This is a genomic window from Clostridium perfringens ATCC 13124, assembly GCF_000013285.1.
GTDB classification, from domain to species: Bacteria; Bacillota; Clostridia; order Clostridiales; family Clostridiaceae; genus Sarcina; species Sarcina perfringens.
The window spans coordinates 531,794-553,757 of the sequence record NC_008261.1 but is presented as its reverse complement, the minus strand read 5'-3'; the positions used below and the strand labels follow the sequence as shown (position 1 = coordinate 553,757).

Sequence of the window (21,964 nt, the reverse complement as noted above, 5' to 3'; positions counted from 1 at the left end):
CATCATTCCCTTTAACTCGCACTTTCATCTCCAAAAAGCACAAAAAACGTTTTAAAAATTAACTTTATATCTAGCCAAAAATTTCTATCATGGACATACTTTATATCCAGCTTCATCCAATCTTCAAAATCTATATCATTTCTCCCCATAACTTGCCAATAACATGTTAATCCCGGCTTCACTTCTAGCCTTTCTAACATCCAGGGTTCAAATTTAGCTACTTCCTTTGGAAGGCTTGGTCTAGGACCAACTAAGCTCATTTCACCCTTAAGAATATTTATAAGCTGAGGAAGTTCATCTATACTAGTCTTTCTTATAAACTTTCCAACCTTAGTTATTCTAGGATCATGTTTCATTTTAAACATAGGTCCTGACATTTCGTTTTTTTCCATAAGCTTAGCTTTAAGCTCTTCTGCATTACTAACCATGGATCTAAATTTGTACATATTAAATTCTTTACCATACTGTCCAACTCTTTTTTGTGAAAATAGTACGCTACCCTTGCTATCTTCAATTTTTATAGCTATTGCTACAATTAAAAATACTGGACTTAATATGATTAATCCAAAGCTAGCTCCAAGGATATCTATTAATCTCTTAAAAAACAAGTATATTCTATTTCCTTGGTCTGCTTTTATATATTCTTTTTCTTCTTGAACCTTCTCCATAGATTCATACATCAAGCTTTCCTCCTAACCAATAATTTTGATATTAATCTCTATATAACTTATCTAATAAATTTTGCATCTAATATTAATAAAATAACAATTAACATAAACACTATAACTCTTAAATATTATTACTTTTTTTCAGTTTTTTTACATCAAAATTGACAACTTACACTTCTAAATTAGAGGTGTTAAGTTGTTTTATTTAAATATTAATCTTTTTTATAATAATGATAGTATTTTCCCCTTTGATTTTCCTCTCCATTAAATACTGTTCCTATTATATTAGCATTAACTGCCCTTAAGCCCTTTACAGCTTCAATTACAGCATCCTTTTTTGTATATCCATACTTTACAACTAGTATTGTTCCATCTACCTTTGTTGAAAGTATTTTTGAATCTGTTACTGCATTAACTGGAGGAGTATCTAATATTATGTAATCATATTTTTCCTCTAATTGAGTTAAAAGATGTTCCATAGCTCTTGAAGCTAACATCTCAGCAGGGTTTGGAGGAACTAATCCTGAAGGTAGTACATGAAGTCCTGATTCATGTTTGTAAACCACCTTAGAAAATTCAACATTTCCAATTAAAAATTCTGATAATCCTCTAGAATTACTAATTTGAAATTCTTTATGTACAACTGGTTTTCTTAAATCACAATCTATAAGAATTACCTTTTTTCCATCTTGCGCAAAGGAAAGAGCTAAGTTAGCACTTGTTGTTGACTTTCCTTCTCCTGGCTCAGAACTAGTAATAACAATAGATTTTACTGGATTATCAAAGGAAGAGTATTGTATGTTTGTTCTTAAGGTTCTATAACTTTCAGCTGCCACTGATTTTGGATTATTTTCTAATATTAACATCTACTTTCCCCCTTATTTTTCTATACTATCGTAATCTGGAATAGCTCCTATTATAGGTAAATCTAAAGTTTTTTCCAGTTCTTCTCTTGATTTAAAAGTATTATCTAAGTATTCTATTAAAAGTACTACTCCTACTCCTAACATAAGTCCTAAAACAAAAGCAATAAGTATATTAAGCTTCTTATTTGGACTTACTGGATGTTCTGGAAGTTGTGGTTTTTGTATAACTTGTACATTTCCATTTGGAATAAGTTCCTTAGATTCCGAAATAAATTCATTTGTTATGGCCTCTGATACCTTTAAAACTTCCTTAGGATTGCCTCCCTTAAAGCTTAAATCTAATATTTGAGTATCCGCACTTGGAGTAACATTAAGATTATTTAAAATCCCTCTTATTTGATTTTGATTATAATCTAAGTTAGCACTTTTAACTGCCTTAGTAACTAAGTCTGAAGTCTTTACAAGTTCTGCATAAGTCTTCATAAGTTTTTGATACATCATAACATCATTATTATTATAAGATGCATTTTCTTGAGTAGTCTCTTGCTTACCAATGAAAAGCTTAGTTTTTGCCTCATATTGTGGTTTTATAACAAAAAAACTTAATATTGCTGAAACTAAGGTAGCAGCTATAGTTATTAGTGCAATTAGTTTCCATCTCTTCTTTAAAGCATAAGCAATTTCTTGTAAGCTTATAGTATTTTCTTCCATGAATCCTCCTATTACTTTATTTAGTTTTTTATTTTAACAAATTAATCTCACTTAACTATAATATACTAAAATCCTTCTTTCATAAAGCCCCCTGTAATTTCTATTTTTTCTTTTTTTCTTATTTTAATGAATTATTTTTTAATAAATACCCTTTGTATTTTTAAAAATAATTAAAATATCCCTCAAAAAAATGTTTAAATTTGTATATACTTTATTTGTAAATTAGTTATATTGAAAAATATAGCTTATTCCCTCTTAAAAATAACATTTTTTTCAAAATAAAAAGTTTTCATTCCCAAATAATTCTACTTATTTCTTATAAAATCACATTTTGACAAATAATACATTTGACTTTTTTCAACAAATACTCATAATTATGAATTTTTTGTTAACTTTATTTTCTTATAATTTTTAAAGTATTTTATTATATTCATTTATTTATATATTATTAGTTTCAATTCATATAAATAAAATCATTAATTATATACAACTTTTATTGTTATACATCCTAAATCCTCTTTTACTGTCTTTGAAAGCTTAACATTTAAGTTTCCCCAATTAAACTTTTTGTTTTTCCACTTGCTATTTTCTAAAGAAATTCCTAAATTGTTAGAAATCCAATGTTCATATCTCTCAAATTGATATTTTTCTAAGTTATCAATGCTTCTAAGATCTATTTCCTTTGGTCTAATTCCCTTAAACTCCACATCAACAAAAAAATCTAACCCCTCTACATTAACAGGCTCTAAAAGTTCAAATTTATTTCTGTCCTTAAACTCTGAAACTGTAAACTCATAGTTCTTTTTTAAATATCTCTTAAAAAAATACTTATTAGTTCCCCTTTTAAGATTTTTTTTCCCAATTTTAACTGTTCCTTTACATAAACTCATAATTCCACCTACTATCAATATTATTTTATTGAAAACATCTTGCTTTCTAATAAATCTTTCCTTTAAATACACTTAATTTTATTTTTATTTCATATATTTTATTCCCTATTGAAATATATTTTCATATTATCAAATCATAATATTTAGGTAAATTTAATTCGTTTTACAATTTACAACATGTTTATTCTTAAATTTAATTTTTTCATTTTATTTTTTAAATTACACTAGACTTTTTAAATAAAGTTTATATTTAGTTTAAATCTTTAATACTGTAGAAATTTTTTATTTATAAATTATATAAAAAATATTATAACTTCCTTTAAATTCAACCTTTTCATTTAAGTATATCTCTAAAACTTTTTTAAAGTTCTATTATTATTATTTAAAGCCTTATTTAAATCTTATATATATTATTAAAAATCTAATAAAAAATGGCTTGTACCAAAACTCACTATAAAACTTATAAACCTCTTCCTTAAACTAATTAATATAAAATCTTCTATATTATTTTTAAATATAAAAAGTGATATATTATCGCTCTTTAGGAATCTATAAATTTTATTAAGGAGTAACTTTGGTACAAGCCTCTTAATAATTTAATATATATTTTTAATTATTATGGATATTTAGCTTAAGCATATTTAATATACTTTTCTTAAAAGCTAATTTTATATACTTTAATCAATACAATATACTTCTTCTAAAGTTAAGCTTTATACTCTTTAATTATATCTATAAAGCTCTAATTCTAACATAGTATATTTACTCTAAAATTCATCATTTACTTTATCTATATCTTTAATAGTTTCATCTAATTCTTCATTGCTTTCCTCTAATTTTAGTCTTCCATAGATAACTTTATTTACTACTAAAGCTATACCTATTCCCATTACTATAAAAGCTATTCTCATAGGTACTGAAACTCCTGGTTGGAATAAAATCATTGCAGCCCCTAAAGAACTCATGGTTATGAATATCATCTTTATCTTATATTCCTTGATGAATGTGTAAATATAACTTAGGATAAGTAAAACTATACTACTAAACTGTTGTGGTACAATATAAACAAATATTAATACAAATATTGCTGATCCTATTAAAGTACCAAAAAATCTTTCCTTAACCCTAGTCTTAGTATCATCAAAATGTGGTTGAGTTATTGACATTGCAGTAATGCTTATCCACATTGATTTTTGAAAACCAAGTATGCTTCCAAGTAACATAGCTATGGATACAGCCAGTGCCATTCTTAGTGAAAAGTTAAATTGAAGGGTGTTTTTATTCATAGTTTTTATCATTTCACTTATATTCATATGATCAGAGTCATCTTTTTTTCTATGACTGAAGTAATAAACTAAAGCTATTAATGCTCCTCCAACAAATAATGCTATAAGTCTTCTTGGCAATTCACTCCATGTAATAGGAGTTCCTTCTATAAATACATAACAAAGTATAAAAGGTAAATATGCCTTTGTTTCCATAGCGTTAGTAACTAAATATGAAACTACAAATATGCTTATGAAATTTACTACAAAGCCTAAAAATGGATTTATTGAAGCTATTTGACTTGAAACTCCCATAAGAACGAAAGATAACACTGTAGTTATAATAGCCTCATTTAATTTTAAACTTAAATGAACATCTACAAACATAAGCATTGCAGTTATGGCGCATACCCCTACAAGACTATTAGCACTTCCAAAGACAGCTCCATATAAAGTAACAAAGATAACTATACCAATTATCAAGATTAAATTACTTATAAGAATCTTAGGTTTTAAATTCTTTTTTATACTTTTTATCATTCTCTCTATTCCTCTTTTCCATCTAGTCATTTCTTCTGTCGAGCATTATACCACATTTATAAATTTTAGTGAAATAAGTTTTTTAGGTAAAAAATTATAGTTCAAAGCATTTTTTTATTACTTTGAACCCTTATTCATTACTTTATTAATATCTCTAGTGTCTTTAAAAAACTTTTTTTACAACTTACACCAAACTATTATATAAAAATAGATTACTTTAGAGGGTTAGAAGCAACTCATAATTTAGATAAAAATTCAAATTTTAATTAATAAAAATAAGACCAAAAATATTTTTAGTCTTATTTTTTCACCCATTTATGTTTAAAATTTGACCAGTTTTGCATCTGATATTTAACTTTTTTTATTTAATTTTTATACTTTACTTGTATATATAATGGAATTTTGGAGGGAATAAAAGAAAAACTATGAAAAACATATTTATATTTATTTTATTTATAGCAATAGATTATTTTCTTTCTATTGGATTATTTATATCTTTAAACTTTATATTTTTTAAAATTAATAGTATTAAATTCAATCAAGATTATAAAAAATATAATTTTTACTTTTATTTTTTATCAAAGCTTATTCCTGTTTTTTTAATTTCTATATTTATTATTAAAAGTGCTAAATTTATTGGATTAGTTTATTTATTATTTTCAGTTATTTATAAAATTATAGATTTTATAAAATTTTTGAATTATTTTGATAAAAAAGATTTCAAATAAAATCAATTTGAAGAGTAACAAAAGGTGTAACAAAATGAAATTAAAAAGTTATTTTGTTACACCTAAAATTTTATATTTTACATGAAATTTTAGATTAAACAAAACAGGGAACAATGAAAAATTAAAATTAATCAAAGCCCCCTGTAAAAATCCCCTATGAAATTAATTAAATATGTGTAACTCTTTAAATTACTTTTTCTTAAAGCTTATTATGGCTTTGAATAAATCACCATCTACTTCTATATGAAATTTTCCACCTTGAAGTTCAACAAAGCTCTTAACTATTGCAAGCCCTAATCCTGAACCCTCTGTGTTACGAGATTTATCTCCTCTTACAAATCTATCTGAAATTTCATTAATATTAAAGGTTATTTCATCTGCTGAAATATTTTTTATGATAACATCAACATTTTCTCTTCCCTCTTTAATATCTATATACACCCTTGAATTAGGAAGAGCATATTTAACTACGTTGATTATTAAATTTTCAAATACCCTGTAAGTTCTTTGTCCATCTAGTGGTAAGATTACTTTTTCCTCTGGCAATGAAAGTCTCATATCTAAACCTGCTTCATTTATTTTATCATCTAATTCTAAAACTACTTGTTTCATAAGATATGAAATGTCCACATCCATTATATTTAAATTTATATTTCCAGTAGTAGCTTTACTTACTTCAAATAAATCTTCTATTAAGTGTTTTAACCTTTGTGATTTTCTCTCTAAAGTTTCTAAGTAAGCTTTCCTTTTTTCCTCATCTTCTTCTCCTTTTAATAGATCAACATAAGCAATTATTGATGTTAATGGAGTTTTTAAATCATGAGAAACATTTGATATAAGCTCTGTTTTCATTCTTTGACTCTTAACTTCTTCATCAACTGCTGCCTTGAATCCTTTTTGGATATTATTTAATTCATCTCTCATTGGATTAAAGAAGCCACAATCCTCATCATCCTTAGAGTCTAAGTTTCCATTTGATATTTCCTTGGTCTTTTCTAAAATTTTGTTATAGTCCTTTTTCCACTTATCTATATATTTTCTACCAAAGTAGAATAAAATTCCTGAATATATTACTACTCCAAATATTCCAAAGAACCAAACTGAACAAAGGATTGATACAATGACAAAGTTTATTCCTAAAATTATTAAAAGAACCTTATCACTATTCTTATTTAAATCTATTCCTTTAATATAGTTTATGAATTTTCTTAAGATAAAAAATATAAAGTCTTTTACTTTATAAACTAATAAATGCTTTCTTATATAATTTTTAAATCCAATATTAAATATATATTTTACATAGATTACTTCAAAGAATACAAAGCCATATATGACCATCCAATAAAGCACATTAATTATATTAGTAACTATATCTAAATGTGGTAAGCTAGTCATTTTTAGAGCTTCACTTAATCCTCCTTGAAGTGTTGGAATTATTATAAGTCTTCCACTTTCAATTGTGAATGCTAGCATAATTGAAGCTATTATAAAGTTAATCTCAAAAGGAATCTTTAAAAACTTATTAAAACCTAAAACCTCTCTTGTATATTTAAATGGAATAAGTAAGGCAAGTAAACAAGTGACTATTATTCCAATCATGATAAAAGGAGCACTAGCACTCCCAAGTGCCATAATCTTATGATTCATTTCACTATAATATAAGTTATCTTGATATTCTAAAGTTTTTGGTACTGCATACACATAAGTCATATTTTCTATGGGTTTTGCTTCATACTCATTGTGATATGCAAAATACTGTGAATCCATATCTAATAATAGATTGCTTACCCTTGGGCTATCCTCCCCATAAATTTTTTCTAAAGAAACCTTGCCTCTATTGTTATACTTAAGTACCATATAAAATCTATAATAATTTTCTAAATCACCATTTTCAATATATGAACCCTTTGCTAAGGCTTCAAGCAACCAATTTTGATCTCCTTTGGTTTCATATACTGTATTCCCCTCTTCATCCATAGCATATACTCTTAAGTTTCCTAAAGAATGTACTTTATTTATAAGTTCTTTAATATAGGAATTTAACTCTCTCTTATCTTCATTTAAGTTATATTCTGGACTCTCTTCACTATTAGATATATTTTCCCTTTTTAAAGTGAATAAATCCTCTATAGGATTTAGTTCTTTATCATTTTCCTCAGCTTTTTTCTCTAAATAATCATAGTAAATTCCATAGTTTGTATTTATTATTTTTTCTCTAAAATTATAATTATCAAGTAAACTATAACTTGTAATATAGTTTGGAGCATTTTTCTTTATTATAGGATATGATAATAATAAACATATAGATATAATTCCTATTAATATTAAGGTTATTATTGTAAAAAACCACTTTGTTTTATTAGTTCTATTTTCCTTATTAACTTGTAAGTTTTCCTTATTGCTTTTCGATTTTATAGCCAACTCCCCACACCACCTTTAAATATTTTGGATTTTTTGGATCTATCTCTATTTTTTCTCTTATATTTCTTACATGGACCATTACAGTGTCTGTGTTTACTGCATTTTCATTCCATACTCTTTCATATATTTCCTCTGCTGAAAAAACTCTTCCTGGACTCTTAATAAGTAATTGAAGTATTTTAAATTCTATAGGAGTTACTTTTACTACATCTCCATCTAATATTACTTCTTTTCTATCACTATTAACTTCTAATCCACCTATGGCATAAGAATTTGTTTTCTTCTCATCCTTTTTTACCATGTTTAAGTATTTAGAATATCTTCTTAATTGAGAATTAACTCTTGCAAGAAGCTCTAGTGGATTAAATGGTTTTGTTACATAATCATCTGCTCCAATATTAAGTCCTAAAATTTTATCCATATCTTCTGATTTTGCTGATAACATTATTATAGGAAAGTCATAACTTTCTCTAATTTTCATTACCATTGTTGCTCCATCCATTTTAGGCATCATTATGTCAACAACAGCTAGATGAATCTCTTCTTTTTCAACTATTTCTAATCCTTCTAAGCCATTACTTCCTTTAAATACATTGTATCCTTGATTTTTTAGATATATTTCAATAGCCTCTGCTATTTCCTTTTCGTCTTCAACAACTAAAACATTATACTTTTCCATCTCTTTATTACTCCCTTTTTTATTACTATATTTTTATTAGATACCATATAAAACTTAGCTTAATTTTATTTTTAAATTTAGCTATAATTTAATTAGTGTTGATTTTAAATCTCTCTTAAAGACTATCTAATCTTATAAGCTTAAACTAAAATATTTCTCTAATTCTTTAAATTTTATCCAATAATTTCAATATAATAATATCATAGAAAGCTTTTTCACTGTTAGAAACATAGCCTTTCCTTAACTATTTCCTTATATTCTTTAAAGTTTGTTAATACCTCATTGTCTATATTTCCAAAAACATCTGCTGAAAACTGTATTTTTGTAAAAGGAAGTGGTATGCCATAGTTGTCACTTTTATTTTTTAATTTTAACCTCTTTGAATGCCGAACCTTTATTCCAACAAAAGGTTTATTTGAATCTTTTGCTAAGGAAAAGGCTATTTTCTTTGGCTCATGTAATGGACCTATGGGACCATCTAAAGCTAAAGCAACTAAGGAGTCCTCCTTGCTTTTTTCCCTTAATTCCTTAATAAATTCTTTCTTATGAACATCATCTGGCATTTTAAGAGCATTAGCTCCATAAGAATTAAGAATATATTCTATATACTCCCCTCTAGAGTCATCTGTAACAACTACATTTACATCTAACTCTTGATTTTTTTTAACTTTATAATATCTATTTAATTTTTTTAATAGAAGATTCATAGAATAACTATTTTCCTTCCAAAAGCCTAAAATACAATTATCCATAATCTCATCATCTATCTCATAAAAATTTTCAAAACTTACTGTACTTGTCTTTAGTACAAAGTTTAAATATCCATTGTAAACACGCTTAACTACCGCCTTCAATTTAATTATCCCCCTAGCCTTTATTCTATTTATAGATTTTCAAAAACACCTCCAATTTCTATCCTAAAAATTTTAATAATTCCTCTCCCAAGAAATATCCTGATGATATTAAAACTGTATTCCATATAAAAATGCCTAAAGTTGCATAAACACTATACTTAAGAAAATTTAATTTCAAAACTCCTGCTGGTATTGATATTACTGTCCTAGCCATTGGAATTAGTTTGCTTATTAAAATTCCTGTATAACCCTTTTCTCTTAAATAATCAATTTTGCTATTTACAAAGCTTTCGTGACTTGGAAATTTATTTAGATATTTTTTAAGAATTAATTCTCCTCCAAATCTTCCTATGCAATAAAGTATCCAACTTCCTATTAGACCTGCTATTACAGATACCAAAAGTGCTGTTATAAGACTCATTTCACTTTTAGAAACTAAAACTCCAACTGCGGGCATTATTATTCCTGCAGGAAGCCCCGGTAAATTCATATATTCTAAAAGAATAATCACAAATAAAAATAAAAGCCCGTACTCTGAAAAATAGTTTGTTATAGTTCCAAAATCCATACCCCTTACCTTTCAATTTTAAAATTTTATTTAATCTATATTTTTATTAATTTTTGATTTTAACTTCCCCTCCTAATCTAACTTAATTTTCAAGGGAATTTCTATTATCTAAATTGTTAATTGCTTTCTTCTCATTTGCTACACTCTTATAATAAACTTTAAAAATAAAGAAACTCCTCAGATAAATCTAAAGATTTTCTAAAGAGTTTCTTAATATTTTTTGATTTTAGTTAGTAATCTTAAAAGGACTTATTTTTAACTTCTAAAATTTTAGGTAAACTGATTTTTATATACTTTTTTATTCTTAATAAATCTCCCTTAGTTCTTCCTCTATTTTATTGAAAATTACATTTAATAAATTTTTATCTACATTAATGTGTTTTGATGAAATTCCCCAATTTGAGTAATTTATAAATAATATAAGACATCTTATCTTGCTTAAAATTATGCTCTGTTTATACACTAAATCTTTAAGCTCTAAATTTTCAGCAATTAATTTATTTTCCATTAACTTACACTCAATAAGGTTACAATCTAATAGAAGTTTAATTGTATTTTCATTATATTTCTCTTCATATAATATGCTTTTTAACTCATAAAGAAGTTTACTTGTTAATTCTAAATACCTTTCCTTTAAATCATATATAGAATTTTTTATGCTCTGTGGGAAAATAATCTTGTTAATTCCTAAAGCTATTACTATTCCTATTATTACAAATAAAAATCTATAAAAGGCTAAGTATCCAACTGTACTTCTAGATAATCCAAAGCTTAGAGTCATAAGTGCTGTGCATACAACCTTTTTCTCATAATCCTTTTGGACAAAGTAAAGAAACATTAATATTAATAGAAGTAATTCTAAAGGAATAATATGCGGGAAAAATGTAAATATAGAAATGTAAATTATCACTCCTATTATTGTCCCTTTGAATCTTTTTATTGCTTTTGTTAAGGTTTCTTCTTCATAGGGCTGTATAACCACATAAACGCTGGTAACAATCCATCTTCCCTGAGGTATTTTAAATAAATCTACTATAAACATTATTAGAGAAACTGCTATTGCTAGTTTTAAAGAATAAGCTACCCTTAAATGTTTCATTTTTAAAGAACTATTTCCTATTAGTAGCTCCTTAAGATTAAATTTTACTTTAATTCTCTTCCTTGATTTCTTCCTATTATATTCATATAAATTATTTATATTTTTCTCTAAAAGTCTTATAAGTTCAGTGCATTCCCCTAAAAAAGCATATTCTTTCTCAGTCCAATTATTTATGGTAGAATCCTTATTTAAATCATCCTTCTCCTCATTAATACAATCCACTTTTCTTTCTAAAAATAAAGTTATGTTTTCTAAATCATGATTTAAACTATTTAAATAGTCTATTACGTCTTTAGATTTATTATTAATTTTGCCAACTTTATTGATTATTGAATTTATTCTTTCTAATATAAGTACAATATTAAAATAAATATCATCCTTATGATTTTCTATAAATTTATTATTATTTCTTCCTTCAATCAAAATTAATAATTTTCTTAATTCGCTATCTATATAGATATTTTCCTTTTCCCTATAGCTTTCATTTATTATATGACAGATTTCCTTCTGAATATTTCTTATAGATCTTATGATTATATTATTTGAATTCTTTTTGAAATTTCTTCTATTAAATAATATGTGAATTCCAATAATAATGAAAACACCTACCCCCATAGCCACTAACCTTCTTGGCAATTCATCCAAACTAATAGAATATTCCCACATATACACATATAATAATAGAAAGATATAGGAAATAACATTTTTAAATTCCGTTGTATATATAAATGATACTGTAAAAAGTATTAAAAAGTTTATTATTAATCCAACAAATGGATTTATGGCGGATATATAGGCACTTATGGCCAAAAATAAATTTAATATGAGAAATATCATAGACTTATAAATTGGATATGAAGTTAAATCTAATCTTAGAAAAGCATAGGACGCCATTGCTATTATTAATCCTATAATAGTGTTTTCCACTCCAAATATTGTTTTGTATAATCCCATTAATACTACAGATAAAACTGCAAATATTAAAGGTAGTTTAAATATTTTTATATTCATTTGTTTAATTGTCATTGTAATTTTCACTCTTCTTATCTTTAATTAATAAAATTTATAATAATAAGTATTATAAAGTCTAGTATAATACTAGAGTAAAGTCTTTTTTAGAAAGTGAGCGATTATTTTAATGAATAAATATTTTTCAATTGGTGAAGTTTCAAAAATTACTGGTTTGTCCATAGATAGACTAAGAAACTATGACAAAATAGGATTATTAAAACCTTCTTATATTGATCCTAATAGTGGATATAGATATTATTCAGAAAATAAATTTAGAAAATTAAGGATTATAAAATATCTTAGAAAAATTGGTACTCCCTTAAAAGAAATTGATTTAATACTAAATAAAAATATAGATTCTCAGGAATTTGTGAAATTTCTTGAACTTAAAATAAGGGATATTGAAAAGGAAATTGAAAGTTTAAATATGATAAAAGAAGATATAAGTGAAATTAAGCATACCTTTGAATGTAACTTTAAACTAAGCAACATAAATTATATTCATAAAAAGTATATTAATGAAAGATATGTAGTAAAGAAAAGCCTAAATAGAAATATAAATTTTGTTGTTTCCCATAGAGAGCAAGTATTTTCAAAGTTTAAATCAGAGATAAATACTTTAGAACCTCCTCGTTCTCTAGAAAAAGGGCTATATTTACATAGCTTAGAAGACCTAGAAAATAATAATACAGAGGTTTATATGCTTCTAAAAGATTATGAAAATATACATAATTTCATTATACCTAGTGGTAACTATTTATGCCTTTCATATAAAGAAAATGAACGTGATAAAGCTATTTTTAAATTAAAATCCTATATTGAAGAAAATAATATTAAAGTTAAAGGTCCAATTTTAAATTTAGTCCTAACAACACTTCCAAAAGAAGAATTCCAATTTCAAATTTTAATTTAAAAGAGAATTTAAAATGTAGAAGATATACTAAGCTCGTAAAATACTTTCTTTTCATACAAACTTTTATATAAGATTTACAAACTTCGCTATGAGATTTTAAAACTTCTATATAATATTTGCAAATTTCTCTAAAATTTAATAACTAAAAAAATAGGGAGTTTTGTTTTTACACAAAACTCCCTTAATTAAATTTAACTTTAATTATTTTTTTTAACTAAATCTACTATAGCTCTATCTACATCATCTCTTGTATCTTGAACTAATTTTACAGTTAATTTTTCTTTTTGTCTAACTATTCTTCCAGCTTTTTCTATGGCAGCATTTAATACTTTTAATGAATCTCTTGTGTAAACAGTAATTTTCTCAGATAATCTTTCACCATAAGCTATATCTTTTAATAAAAATCTATATTCTTCACTTTTTAGAATCTCTTCTATTTCTTCTTCTCTAGATTTCTTCTCTTTAACTACTTCTTTAGCTTTAACTGGCTCCTCTTTCTTAATCTCTTTATTTTCCTTCACTTCTGGAACTATTACTTCAACCTTAGCTGGTTGTTCTTTAACTTCTTCTTTTTTCTCAGTATTAGACTCTTTCTTAGCTTCCACCTTAGCTTTTGATTTAACTGGCTTCTTAACATCACTTAGCTTAACTAAATCTACTATAGCTCTTTCTAAATCATCTCTTGTATCTTGAACTAACTTCATAGTTAAATTATCTTTATCTTGGAATACTTTTTTAGCTTTTGCTAATTCAGTTCTTAAAATCTTTAATGAGTCTTTTGTGTATACATCATTTCTATCAACTAATCTTTCACCGTAAGATATACTCATTCTTAAGAACTTATACTCTTCACTTTTTAAAAGCTCATCCATTTCTTTAGCCTTAGGATCTTGAACTTCCTCTTTCTTAGCCTCTACTTTTTCTTCTACCTTAACAGGCTCTTCTTTAACTTCTACTTTTTCTTCTGAAGCTTCAACAGGTTTAACTTCTTCTTTTTTCTCAGTATTAGACTCTTTCTTCACTTCCACCTTAGCTTTTGATTTAACTGGCTTCTTAACATCACTTAACTTAACTAAATCTACTATAGCTCTTTCTAAATCATCCCTTGTATCTTGAACTAACTTCATAGTTAAATTATCTTTATCTTGGAATACTTTTTTAGCTTTTGCTAATTCAGTTCTTAAAATCTTTAATGAGTCTTTTGTGTATACATCATTTCTATCAACTAATCTTTCACCGTAAGATATACTCATTCTTAAGAATTTATACTCTTCACTTTTTAAAAGTTCATCCATTTCTTTAGCCTTAGAATCTTGAACTTCCTCTTGCTTAGGTTCTTGTTTTTCCTCTACTTTAGCTTCTTCAACTTTAACCTCTTTATTCATTTCAGGCTTAGATTCTACCTCAGTATTAACCTCAGGCTTTATTTCTTCTGAAATTCCCTCTTTTTTAGCTTCTGGATTCACATTTAAATTTTCTTTAGAAATCATCTCAGTTTTTTCTTCAGATTTAATCTCTGGTCTTACTTGAAGATTAGTTTCTGGATTTTTCTCTGATTTTACTGCTTGTACAATTTCAGAAGTTACTACTTGGTTTGTTTCAGCCTTTGTAACTGAATTCATTTCAGTTTTAACTTCATTCTTTGCCTCTTTTTTAACTTCTGATTTCACTTCAACCTTATTATTAGATTTTGTTTCTTTGTTTATTGCTGGTTTTACTTCTGAAGTCATATTAGCTTTAGCTTCTTCTCTTTGCTTTTGTGCTACTTTAGCCTTAGCCCCTGAAACAACCTCTTTTTTAGCTTCTTTTTTAACTGAAGATTTTTTCTCTTTCTTATATTCAGATTTAACTTCTGATTTTTTGTTTGCTATAGTCTTTGAACTATTCTCTTTCATAGTTCCTTCATTTAAGAACATGCCATAAACATATCCTTTTTGTCCGTTTAACTCAATCTTATACCAAGAACCTTGTTTTCCAAGTATGTTAACCTTAGTATTATTAAGTAATCTATTTATTATTTCAGCACCTATTCTAGGCTCTTTTCTTAAATTTAATACTGTTGAAACATTAGTAACATGTCCCTCTATATTTTTCTCAATTAATTTATCATTAACAGCAGATTCTACTAAAGTGAATTCATTAGCATCTACATACCCTCTTAAGCCACTTTGAGTAATTACTTCTACTGTTTTTCCATTCATATTTAATATTTGTAACATAGTAAATGGATTTGCATAGCCTAAAATTTCTCCATTAACTTTTTTCACTGAAATTTTATTATTAGCTACAGCTTTTTGCTCTGATAAATTTACATTGTAATTATATCCTTTAGTCTCTTTGACCTCATCAGCTTTCGCTGTCATTCCATATGATACTGAACTTGTTACTATCGCTGCTGATAGTATAAAAATACTTAATTTTTTTCTTTTCATCTTTTAATTTAACTCCTTAAATATAAATTTATAATTAGTTCATCTATATTTATGCTCTTTAGAGAGGTCCTACAATTCATTACCTTACTAAAAATTATATAGAAATATAAATTTCAAATAATTTTTTAGTACAAAAATTTTATATTTAGTTAAATGAATTGCTCTGGTAGATTAGATTATCTCATAATAGAAAATGATTTTCAAATATTTTTTAATAAAAAAATAAAGAATTATTAATATAAATCTTATTATTTAAATAAATTTAATAATTTTAACAAAAAAATCACATGTAACTTTTAGTTACATGTGATTTCATATAATTCAATAGGCAAATCATCTGGATCACTAAAGAAAGTAAATTTACGTCCTGTAAATTCATCTATTCTTATTTCTTCCACTTTAATACCTTTTTCCTTAAGCTCTCTAACCTGCTTCTCAATATTTTCAACCTCAAAGGCAAGATGTCTAAGTCCACAGGCCTCTGGATAGCTTGGTCTTTTAGGCGGATTTTTGAATGAAAATAATTCTATTTGTGAATCCCCTATTTCCAAATCAAGCTTATAGGAATCCCTTTCCTCTCTATAAACTTCTCTTATAATTTTTAAACCTAATAAGTTTACATAAAAATCTTTTGATTTTTTATAATCTGAAGCAATAATTGCCACATGATGTATCTTCTTTAAATTCATTTATTTTCCCCCTAAATTCCATGAATAATTAAACTATTTTTTCATAATACCCTAACAAATTCTTCTCCAAGCTAAAATCTAAAATAAGGCTAATTTAACTTAGAATCACAATATTAATGAGTTCCGTGAACTATTTTAAAGCCTTCTTTTTCTAAAATTCTCTCATGTTTTTTTAAATCATCACATTTAGATTCTATGCAGTGAGATATATGTATTGTTTCTACGCCATTCTTTTTTAATTGCTTTACTTTATGTGTCCAATTTTCTCCTTCAACTAGGGTATCTTTGCAACCAGCGCAATAAAAGAAACTAGCTAAATCTTCTTTATTTTCTCCATAAATACTAAAAGCAGCTGTTGAATTATTATATGCCTTAAAGCATCCTGATGCAGCACATTTTCCTATTACTTTTCTGCATGCCATTATTGCTATACTCATTAAAACCATTCCTTCCATCTATTTATACAAAAGAAATTATATCATAAATTATATATAAAGACTTAAAAAAGCAACAAAGCCTAAGCCTTGTTGCCCATATATTATGAAATTTAAAGTGGTCAATGTAATTATATTTATTTTAAATTAAATATATCTGATTTTTTAAAACTCTTTTTTATTTCCTAATAACTACATTGCTTTTTTGAATATAGCTATTACTTCTTCTAAGTTTCCTTTTCTTGGATTTGTTAATGAACAAGCATCATTTAAAGCATTAGTAGCTAAAGTTTCAAAATCACTTTCTTTTACTCCTAATACTCCAAGTCCCTCTGGAATTCCTATAGTTTGTGATAATGATTTTATCATATCTATGCAAAGATCTGCTCCTTGCTCATCAGTTAATCCTTCTATGTTTCCACCCATTATTTTAGCAATTTTAGCTAATCTTGAAGCACTTGTAGATTTGTTATATTCTTGAACATGAGGTAATAATATTGCATTACATACCCCATGAGGTAAGTTGTAGAATCCACCTAATTGGTGAGCCATAGCGTGAACATATCCTAAACTAGCATTGTTAAATGCCATTCCTGCTAAGTATTCAGCATAAGCCATCATATCTCTAGCTTCCACATCTTGTCCATTTTCAACAGCATTCACTAAATAATTACTTATAAGTTCTATAGCTTTCTCTGCACAAGCATCTGTTATTGGTGTAGCAGCAGTTGAAACATAAGCCTCTATAGCGTGTGTTAAGGCATCCATACCAGTAGCCGCTGTTAATGATTTTGGCATAGCAAGCATTAAAATAGGATCATTAACCGCTATTATTGGTGTTAAATGCTTATCTACTAAAGCCATTTTTATATGTCTTTCTTCATCAGTTATAATAGCGAATAAAGTCATTTCACTACCAGTACCAGCAGTTGTATTTATACCTACCATTGGTAATTGAGGTTTTTTAGATTTATCTACTCCCTCATAATCTTTTATTTCTCCGCCATTAGTAGCTAATAAAGCTATTCCTTTAGCACAGTCATGAGCTGAGCCTCCACCTAATGAAATAACAAAATCACATTCTTTTTCTTTTAATAATGCTAAACCATCATTAACATTTTTAACTGTTGGGTTTGGTTTAGTTTCATCATATATTGCATATTCTATATTCTTATTATCTAAAACATCTGTTACTTTTTTAACTATTCCTATTTGACCTAAAACTTTATCTGTTACTATTAAAGCTTTTTTAAATCCTAATTCTCCAACTTGATCACCAGCGTCTTTTAAGCAATCTGCTCCCATTAAACTTATTGCTGGCATAAAAAATTTATAACTCATATATTTTTCCTCCAAGTCTTTCTATTAAGTATATTCTCAATATTTACTTTCACTTTATAATTTAATTTTAATTTATCGTTAAAAATTTAACTAATCCATTTTTTTAAAAAATATCTCATTTTTAAATCGACAGAAATTGACAATACTATAATAAGCTTTTATATTATTTATTATGAGGTGAGAATTTTATGGATAGATTTGATAGACAACTTGAATTGGCAGATGGTATAGAAACTGAATATTTAAGAATTCTATATTACACCTTTGAGAAGAATTACAAAGATACATATAAGTCTTATGAATATAAAAGACTATGCACTATAGTTGATGGAGAAAAAAATGTAAGAATTAATAATGGTGAGAATATCATATATGATTCATCTAAATATATGCTTCTTCCACCAAACTCAAGTGTGGAAATGAAAATTGAAAAACCTACTAAAGCCTTAGTTTTAGAATTAAATGAAGATTTAATAAATACAGTTTCAGAAAAACTATCTTATGAATTAGATGTAGATTTAAATAAATCTATATTAGAAAAACCATTTTTTAATGAAAATAATGAATTAATAGAATTGACTACTAAAAGAATTGTAGAGACTGCTACTAAAGATACAAATAATAAAGAATTTTTACTTGATTTATATGCACAAGAAATAACTTATAGCCTATTAAATACTAAGGGAGCTAAAGATATTATTTCTAGTGATTTTAATAATCCAATAAATCGTTCTATTCAGATAATGAAAGGAAATCTTAAAAATAATATAACAGTTTCAGAAATTGCTTATGACCTAAATATGTCTCTTCCAAGCTTTTCTTCAAAGTTTAAAAAAGCTATGGGAATGACTCCTAATGATTACCTTACAAGCTTAAAACTTAATGAGGCTGCAAGACTTCTTAAGTTTTCATCAGTTACAGAGGTGGCTTATGATTTAGGATATGAAAATATTTCTCACTTTATAAAATTATTTAAAAAGAAGTTTGGGTTAACACCTAAGCAATATTCCTTAAAGTATTCTGGAGAAGTCATACAAATTCAGTAGAAAATAAAGGGCTTTATAAAAATATAAAAACAAAACTCACAAACCTATTCTTAGAATTACTAATACTCTTTTCATAATGTTTGTAAGTTTCTATAAAATTATTTTTATATCTGCCCTTATTTTTATAGAATCATAACTAAAGTTTAATTACCTCTACTTTATAGCCATCTGGATCTGTTACAAAATAATATGTTGCAGCTCCATCTGAAAGACCTTTCATAGGTGTAACCTCATATCCTAAAGAAATATGTCTTTCTCTTTCAGCTTCTATATCTTCTACCCCGACAGCTATATGACTAAAGCCATTCCCTAAATCATATGGCTTTTCTTGATCATAGTTATAAGTTAATTCTACTTCATATCCATCTTCTTTATCTGAAAGATACACTAAAGAAAATTTATATTCTGGATAATCCATTCTTCTTGTTTCAATAAGTCCTAAAGCTTCCTTATAAAACTTTAAAGATTTATCTAAATCTTTTACCCTTATGCATGTGTGTAACATTTTGCTTGCCATTTCATAACCTCCATATTTCAAATAATACTTTTTGTTTTTTATTATATATTATCATATGTATATTTACATATCTCTATATAATTTCAAATAACACTATATTCTTATAAAACAAGTATTATAATTCTTTTCTTATAAATTTATTTAAGGAAAACTTGTAAAAAACAATTAATATAAATATTGATATTACTGCTAATATAAGTACCACAAGAGGTAATGAATTTAAAATATTTGAAACATCATAATTTATATTTTTCATAAATTTTTCTACTAAAGCAAGACCGATTATTAATATAAATAATGGAACGCTTCTTAAATAAGATACTACACTGCTCTCTGGGTATATAATTGCCATACTAAATGTTATTGATGCATATATATAGAAAATTATAAATGTTAAAAGTAAATTAAATGGATTTACAATGATTTTTTCTCCTAACATAAAACTTACACCCATACCTACTAATATATTTGGTAAAGAAAATATTAAAAAAATTAATATAGGTAATATAAAAGATGTGCCTACTACACTTCTTGCATCAATTGGCAGTGATCTTAATAATTTATTTGTCATTGCTCCTTTATTAGTATTTTTTGCAATTATAAAATTAACACTAATCATTGAAGCTAACAAGGTAAAATAAATGAAAACACTATTTATTAAAAAATCATATCTATCTTTCGGTAAGTCTATAAAAAAAGGAGAATATCCAAAAGTCATTGTAAGGATATAAAATATAAATATTACTCTTATATTTTTTAAGTCTTTAATAATTAAATTTTTCATATTAACTCACCTCACTTTTTTTATAAATATTTAGAGACACTATTAATGATATTATTAGAGCCAGTATTCCAAATGCTAAACCATAAACTCCATTAGTAATATTAAATAATACTTGTAAATTTTCATTTTCAAGAGAATTAAATAATATTGAACTAATCATCATTATTAAAATAGTAAATATTATATTAACCACTCTATAAAATTTATGACTTATAATCATATATACTGGTAAAGTCAGTGATACATAAAATAGTTGAACTATTATATTTGGAAGAATTGCTCTTAATGTTAATGTAAAATCACTTCCTGAAATTACTCCTAAAATAGTACAGAATAAATATAAAAATAAATTAACTACTATAATATAAATTAATGTTGATAGATATTTGCTATAAATATAATTTGATTTTTTATTTGGTAAAGAATTTAAGTAAATATTAAATTTACTTTTTCTTTCAACTTCAATTGGTATTATCGTCAGATAAAATACAATAAAAGTTCCCATAGTATATAAATAATTCATTCCTTGAGTTAACGCAAAAGTAATGCCTAAAAAAAGAAACACAATAATTGAACTCTTGATATATTTCTTTTGTATAAAAAAATCTAACTTAAGTAATTCTTTCATACTACTTCACATCCTTTTTAGAATAATAAACAACTATATCATCTAAAGTAGCCTTTTCAAAAATAATTTTTTCACCGAAAAGTTCTTTTAATTTTCTCATATTGTTAGTTAGTCCTTCAAAGTTATATCTTGTTTTTCTTAATCCTATTAATTCTTTTTCTAAATCCTTATTTAAAATATCTAAAGGCCCTTTAACTAAAAAGTATTCTTCTAATAACAAGTCTTTTTCTAAGGAAAATTCAACTTTTCCTTTGTTTAAAAAGGTTATATAATCAGCTAATTTTTCAAGATCCGTTGTTATGTGAGTTGAATAAAGTATTGATACTTCTTCCTCACCTATTATTTCAAATAAAATATCTAAAAGTTCACTTCTAAAAACAGGATCTAAGCCTGATGTTGGCTCATCTAATATTAAAAATTCTGCCTTATGAGATAAAGCTAATGCCAATGAAAACCTCATTTTTTGTCCCTTTGATAATTGTTTTAGCTTTTTATTTTCATTTAACTCAAATTTTTCAAGATAATACTTAAATTTTTCTTCATCCCATTTTGAATAAAATTTAGATATTATTTTTTTATTTTCTTTTATTGTAAAATCTTCAAAAGCACAACAATCATCATAAACAAATCCAATTCTATCTTTTATTGATATTTCATTTTTCTTTATGTCTTCACCAAAAATATATATTTCTCCACTATCTAAATTTATTAAATTCATTATGGCTTTTATTGTTGTAGTCTTTCCTGCTCCATTTGGCCCTATTAATCCCATTACAAAACCTTTAGGAATATTAAAGCTTACATCTTTCAAAGAAAATCCTTTATAATTTTTACTTATATTTTTTATTTCAAGTACATTTTCCATATAAACCTTCCTCCT

The 21,964-nt window shown here is 25.8% G+C and carries 20 protein-coding genes; 2 read left to right on the top strand and 18 right to left on the bottom strand.

The genetic code is table 11. The features are described 5' to 3' along the window. Positions 1-11: 11 nt before the first annotated feature. The 10 genes from CPF_RS02335 to CPF_RS02285 all read right to left on the bottom strand — a co-directional run bounded on the left by CPF_RS02335 (position 12) and on the right by CPF_RS02285 (position 12,315). Entirely contained in the window at positions 12-680 is a 669-nt protein-coding gene (locus CPF_RS02335; protein WP_011590205.1) for a sugar transferase, read from the bottom strand. A gap of 200 nt (positions 681-880) precedes the next feature. Continuing rightward, positions 881-1,534 (bottom strand): CpsD/CapB family tyrosine-protein kinase, encoded by a 654-nt coding sequence (locus tag CPF_RS02330; RefSeq protein WP_003471542.1) that lies wholly within the window; start codon positions 1,532-1,534, stop codon positions 881-883. Positions 1,535-1,546: 12 nt separating this feature from the next. After that, entirely contained in the window at positions 1,547-2,245 is a 699-nt protein-coding gene (locus tag CPF_RS02325) for a YveK family protein (RefSeq protein ID WP_011590204.1), read from the bottom strand. Positions 2,246-2,721: 476 nt separating this feature from the next. Next, positions 2,722-3,135: a hypothetical protein gene (locus CPF_RS02320; protein WP_011590203.1), complete on the bottom strand. Its 414-nt coding sequence runs from the start codon at positions 3,133-3,135 to the stop codon at positions 2,722-2,724. 767 nt (positions 3,136-3,902) lie between these two features. Then, positions 3,903-4,940, bottom strand: coding sequence for an FUSC family protein (locus CPF_RS02315; RefSeq protein WP_011590202.1), 1,038 nt, complete (start codon positions 4,938-4,940; stop codon positions 3,903-3,905). Positions 4,941-5,857: 917 nt separating this feature from the next. After that, positions 5,858-8,089, bottom strand: a complete 2,232-nt coding sequence (locus CPF_RS02305; RefSeq protein ID WP_011590200.1) for a sensor histidine kinase — start codon at positions 8,087-8,089, stop codon at positions 5,858-5,860. Further along, positions 8,064-8,768: a response regulator transcription factor gene (locus tag CPF_RS02300; RefSeq protein ID WP_003471479.1), complete on the bottom strand. Its 705-nt coding sequence runs from the start codon at positions 8,766-8,768 to the stop codon at positions 8,064-8,066. Before CPF_RS02300 ends, CPF_RS02305 begins: the two co-directional genes overlap by 26 nt. Positions 8,769-8,989: 221 nt before the next feature. Then, a complete protein-coding gene (locus CPF_RS02295) occupies positions 8,990-9,622 on the bottom strand; it encodes a hypothetical protein (protein ID WP_003455619.1) in 633 nt (210 codons plus the stop codon). Between the two features lie 58 nt (positions 9,623-9,680). After that, positions 9,681-10,190 (bottom strand): DedA family protein, encoded by a 510-nt coding sequence (locus tag CPF_RS02290; protein WP_003455400.1) that lies wholly within the window; start codon positions 10,188-10,190, stop codon positions 9,681-9,683. A 304-nt stretch (positions 10,191-10,494) separates the two neighbouring features. Further along, positions 10,495-12,315 (bottom strand): FUSC family protein, encoded by a 1,821-nt coding sequence (locus CPF_RS02285; protein ID WP_011590199.1) that lies wholly within the window; start codon positions 12,313-12,315, stop codon positions 10,495-10,497. A gap of 112 nt (positions 12,316-12,427) precedes the next feature. Here CPF_RS02285 and CPF_RS02280 point away from each other — a divergent pair, with 112 nt between their 5' ends. After that, entirely contained in the window at positions 12,428-13,213 is a 786-nt protein-coding gene (locus CPF_RS02280; protein ID WP_003455350.1) for a MerR family transcriptional regulator, read from the top strand. A gap of 197 nt (positions 13,214-13,410) precedes the next feature. Here CPF_RS02280 and CPF_RS02275 read toward each other — a convergent pair whose 3' ends face one another. The 4 genes from CPF_RS02275 to yiaY all read right to left on the bottom strand — a co-directional run bounded on the left by CPF_RS02275 (position 13,411) and on the right by yiaY (position 18,109). Beyond that, entirely contained in the window at positions 13,411-15,645 is a 2,235-nt protein-coding gene (locus tag CPF_RS02275; RefSeq protein ID WP_011590198.1) for an SH3 domain-containing protein, read from the bottom strand. 296 nt (positions 15,646-15,941) lie between these two features. Beyond that, positions 15,942-16,334, bottom strand: a complete 393-nt coding sequence (locus CPF_RS02270) for an SMU1112c/YaeR family gloxylase I-like metalloprotein (RefSeq protein ID WP_003455372.1) — start codon at positions 16,332-16,334, stop codon at positions 15,942-15,944. A 113-nt stretch (positions 16,335-16,447) separates the two neighbouring features. Then, a complete protein-coding gene (locus CPF_RS02265) occupies positions 16,448-16,771 on the bottom strand; it encodes a CGGC domain-containing protein (RefSeq protein WP_003455301.1) in 324 nt (107 codons plus the stop codon). 189 nt (positions 16,772-16,960) lie between these two features. Next, positions 16,961-18,109: an L-threonine dehydrogenase gene (gene yiaY, locus CPF_RS02260; protein WP_011590197.1), complete on the bottom strand. Its 1,149-nt coding sequence runs from the start codon at positions 18,107-18,109 to the stop codon at positions 16,961-16,963. Between the two features lie 188 nt (positions 18,110-18,297). Here yiaY and CPF_RS02255 point away from each other — a divergent pair, with 188 nt between their 5' ends. Continuing rightward, positions 18,298-19,155, top strand: a complete 858-nt coding sequence (locus CPF_RS02255) for an AraC family transcriptional regulator (RefSeq protein WP_003450023.1) — start codon at positions 18,298-18,300, stop codon at positions 19,153-19,155. Between the two features lie 136 nt (positions 19,156-19,291). Here CPF_RS02255 and CPF_RS02250 read toward each other — a convergent pair whose 3' ends face one another. The 4 genes from CPF_RS02250 to CPF_RS02235 form a co-directional block, all read right to left on the bottom strand. Continuing rightward, on the bottom strand, positions 19,292-19,672 hold the full coding sequence (locus CPF_RS02250; protein ID WP_003455401.1) for a lactoylglutathione lyase: 381 nt from the start codon (positions 19,670-19,672) through the stop codon (positions 19,292-19,294). A gap of 115 nt (positions 19,673-19,787) precedes the next feature. Continuing rightward, on the bottom strand, positions 19,788-20,456 hold the full coding sequence (locus CPF_RS02245) for an ABC-2 transporter permease (protein WP_003455536.1): 669 nt from the start codon (positions 20,454-20,456) through the stop codon (positions 19,788-19,790). Position 20,457: 1 nt separating this feature from the next. Further along, entirely contained in the window at positions 20,458-21,084 is a 627-nt protein-coding gene (locus tag CPF_RS02240) for an ABC-2 transporter permease (protein ID WP_003455605.1), read from the bottom strand. Between the two features lies 1 nt (position 21,085). After that, a complete protein-coding gene (locus CPF_RS02235; protein WP_011590196.1) occupies positions 21,086-21,949 on the bottom strand; it encodes an ABC transporter ATP-binding protein in 864 nt (287 codons plus the stop codon). Positions 21,950-21,964: the final 15 nt, after the last annotated feature.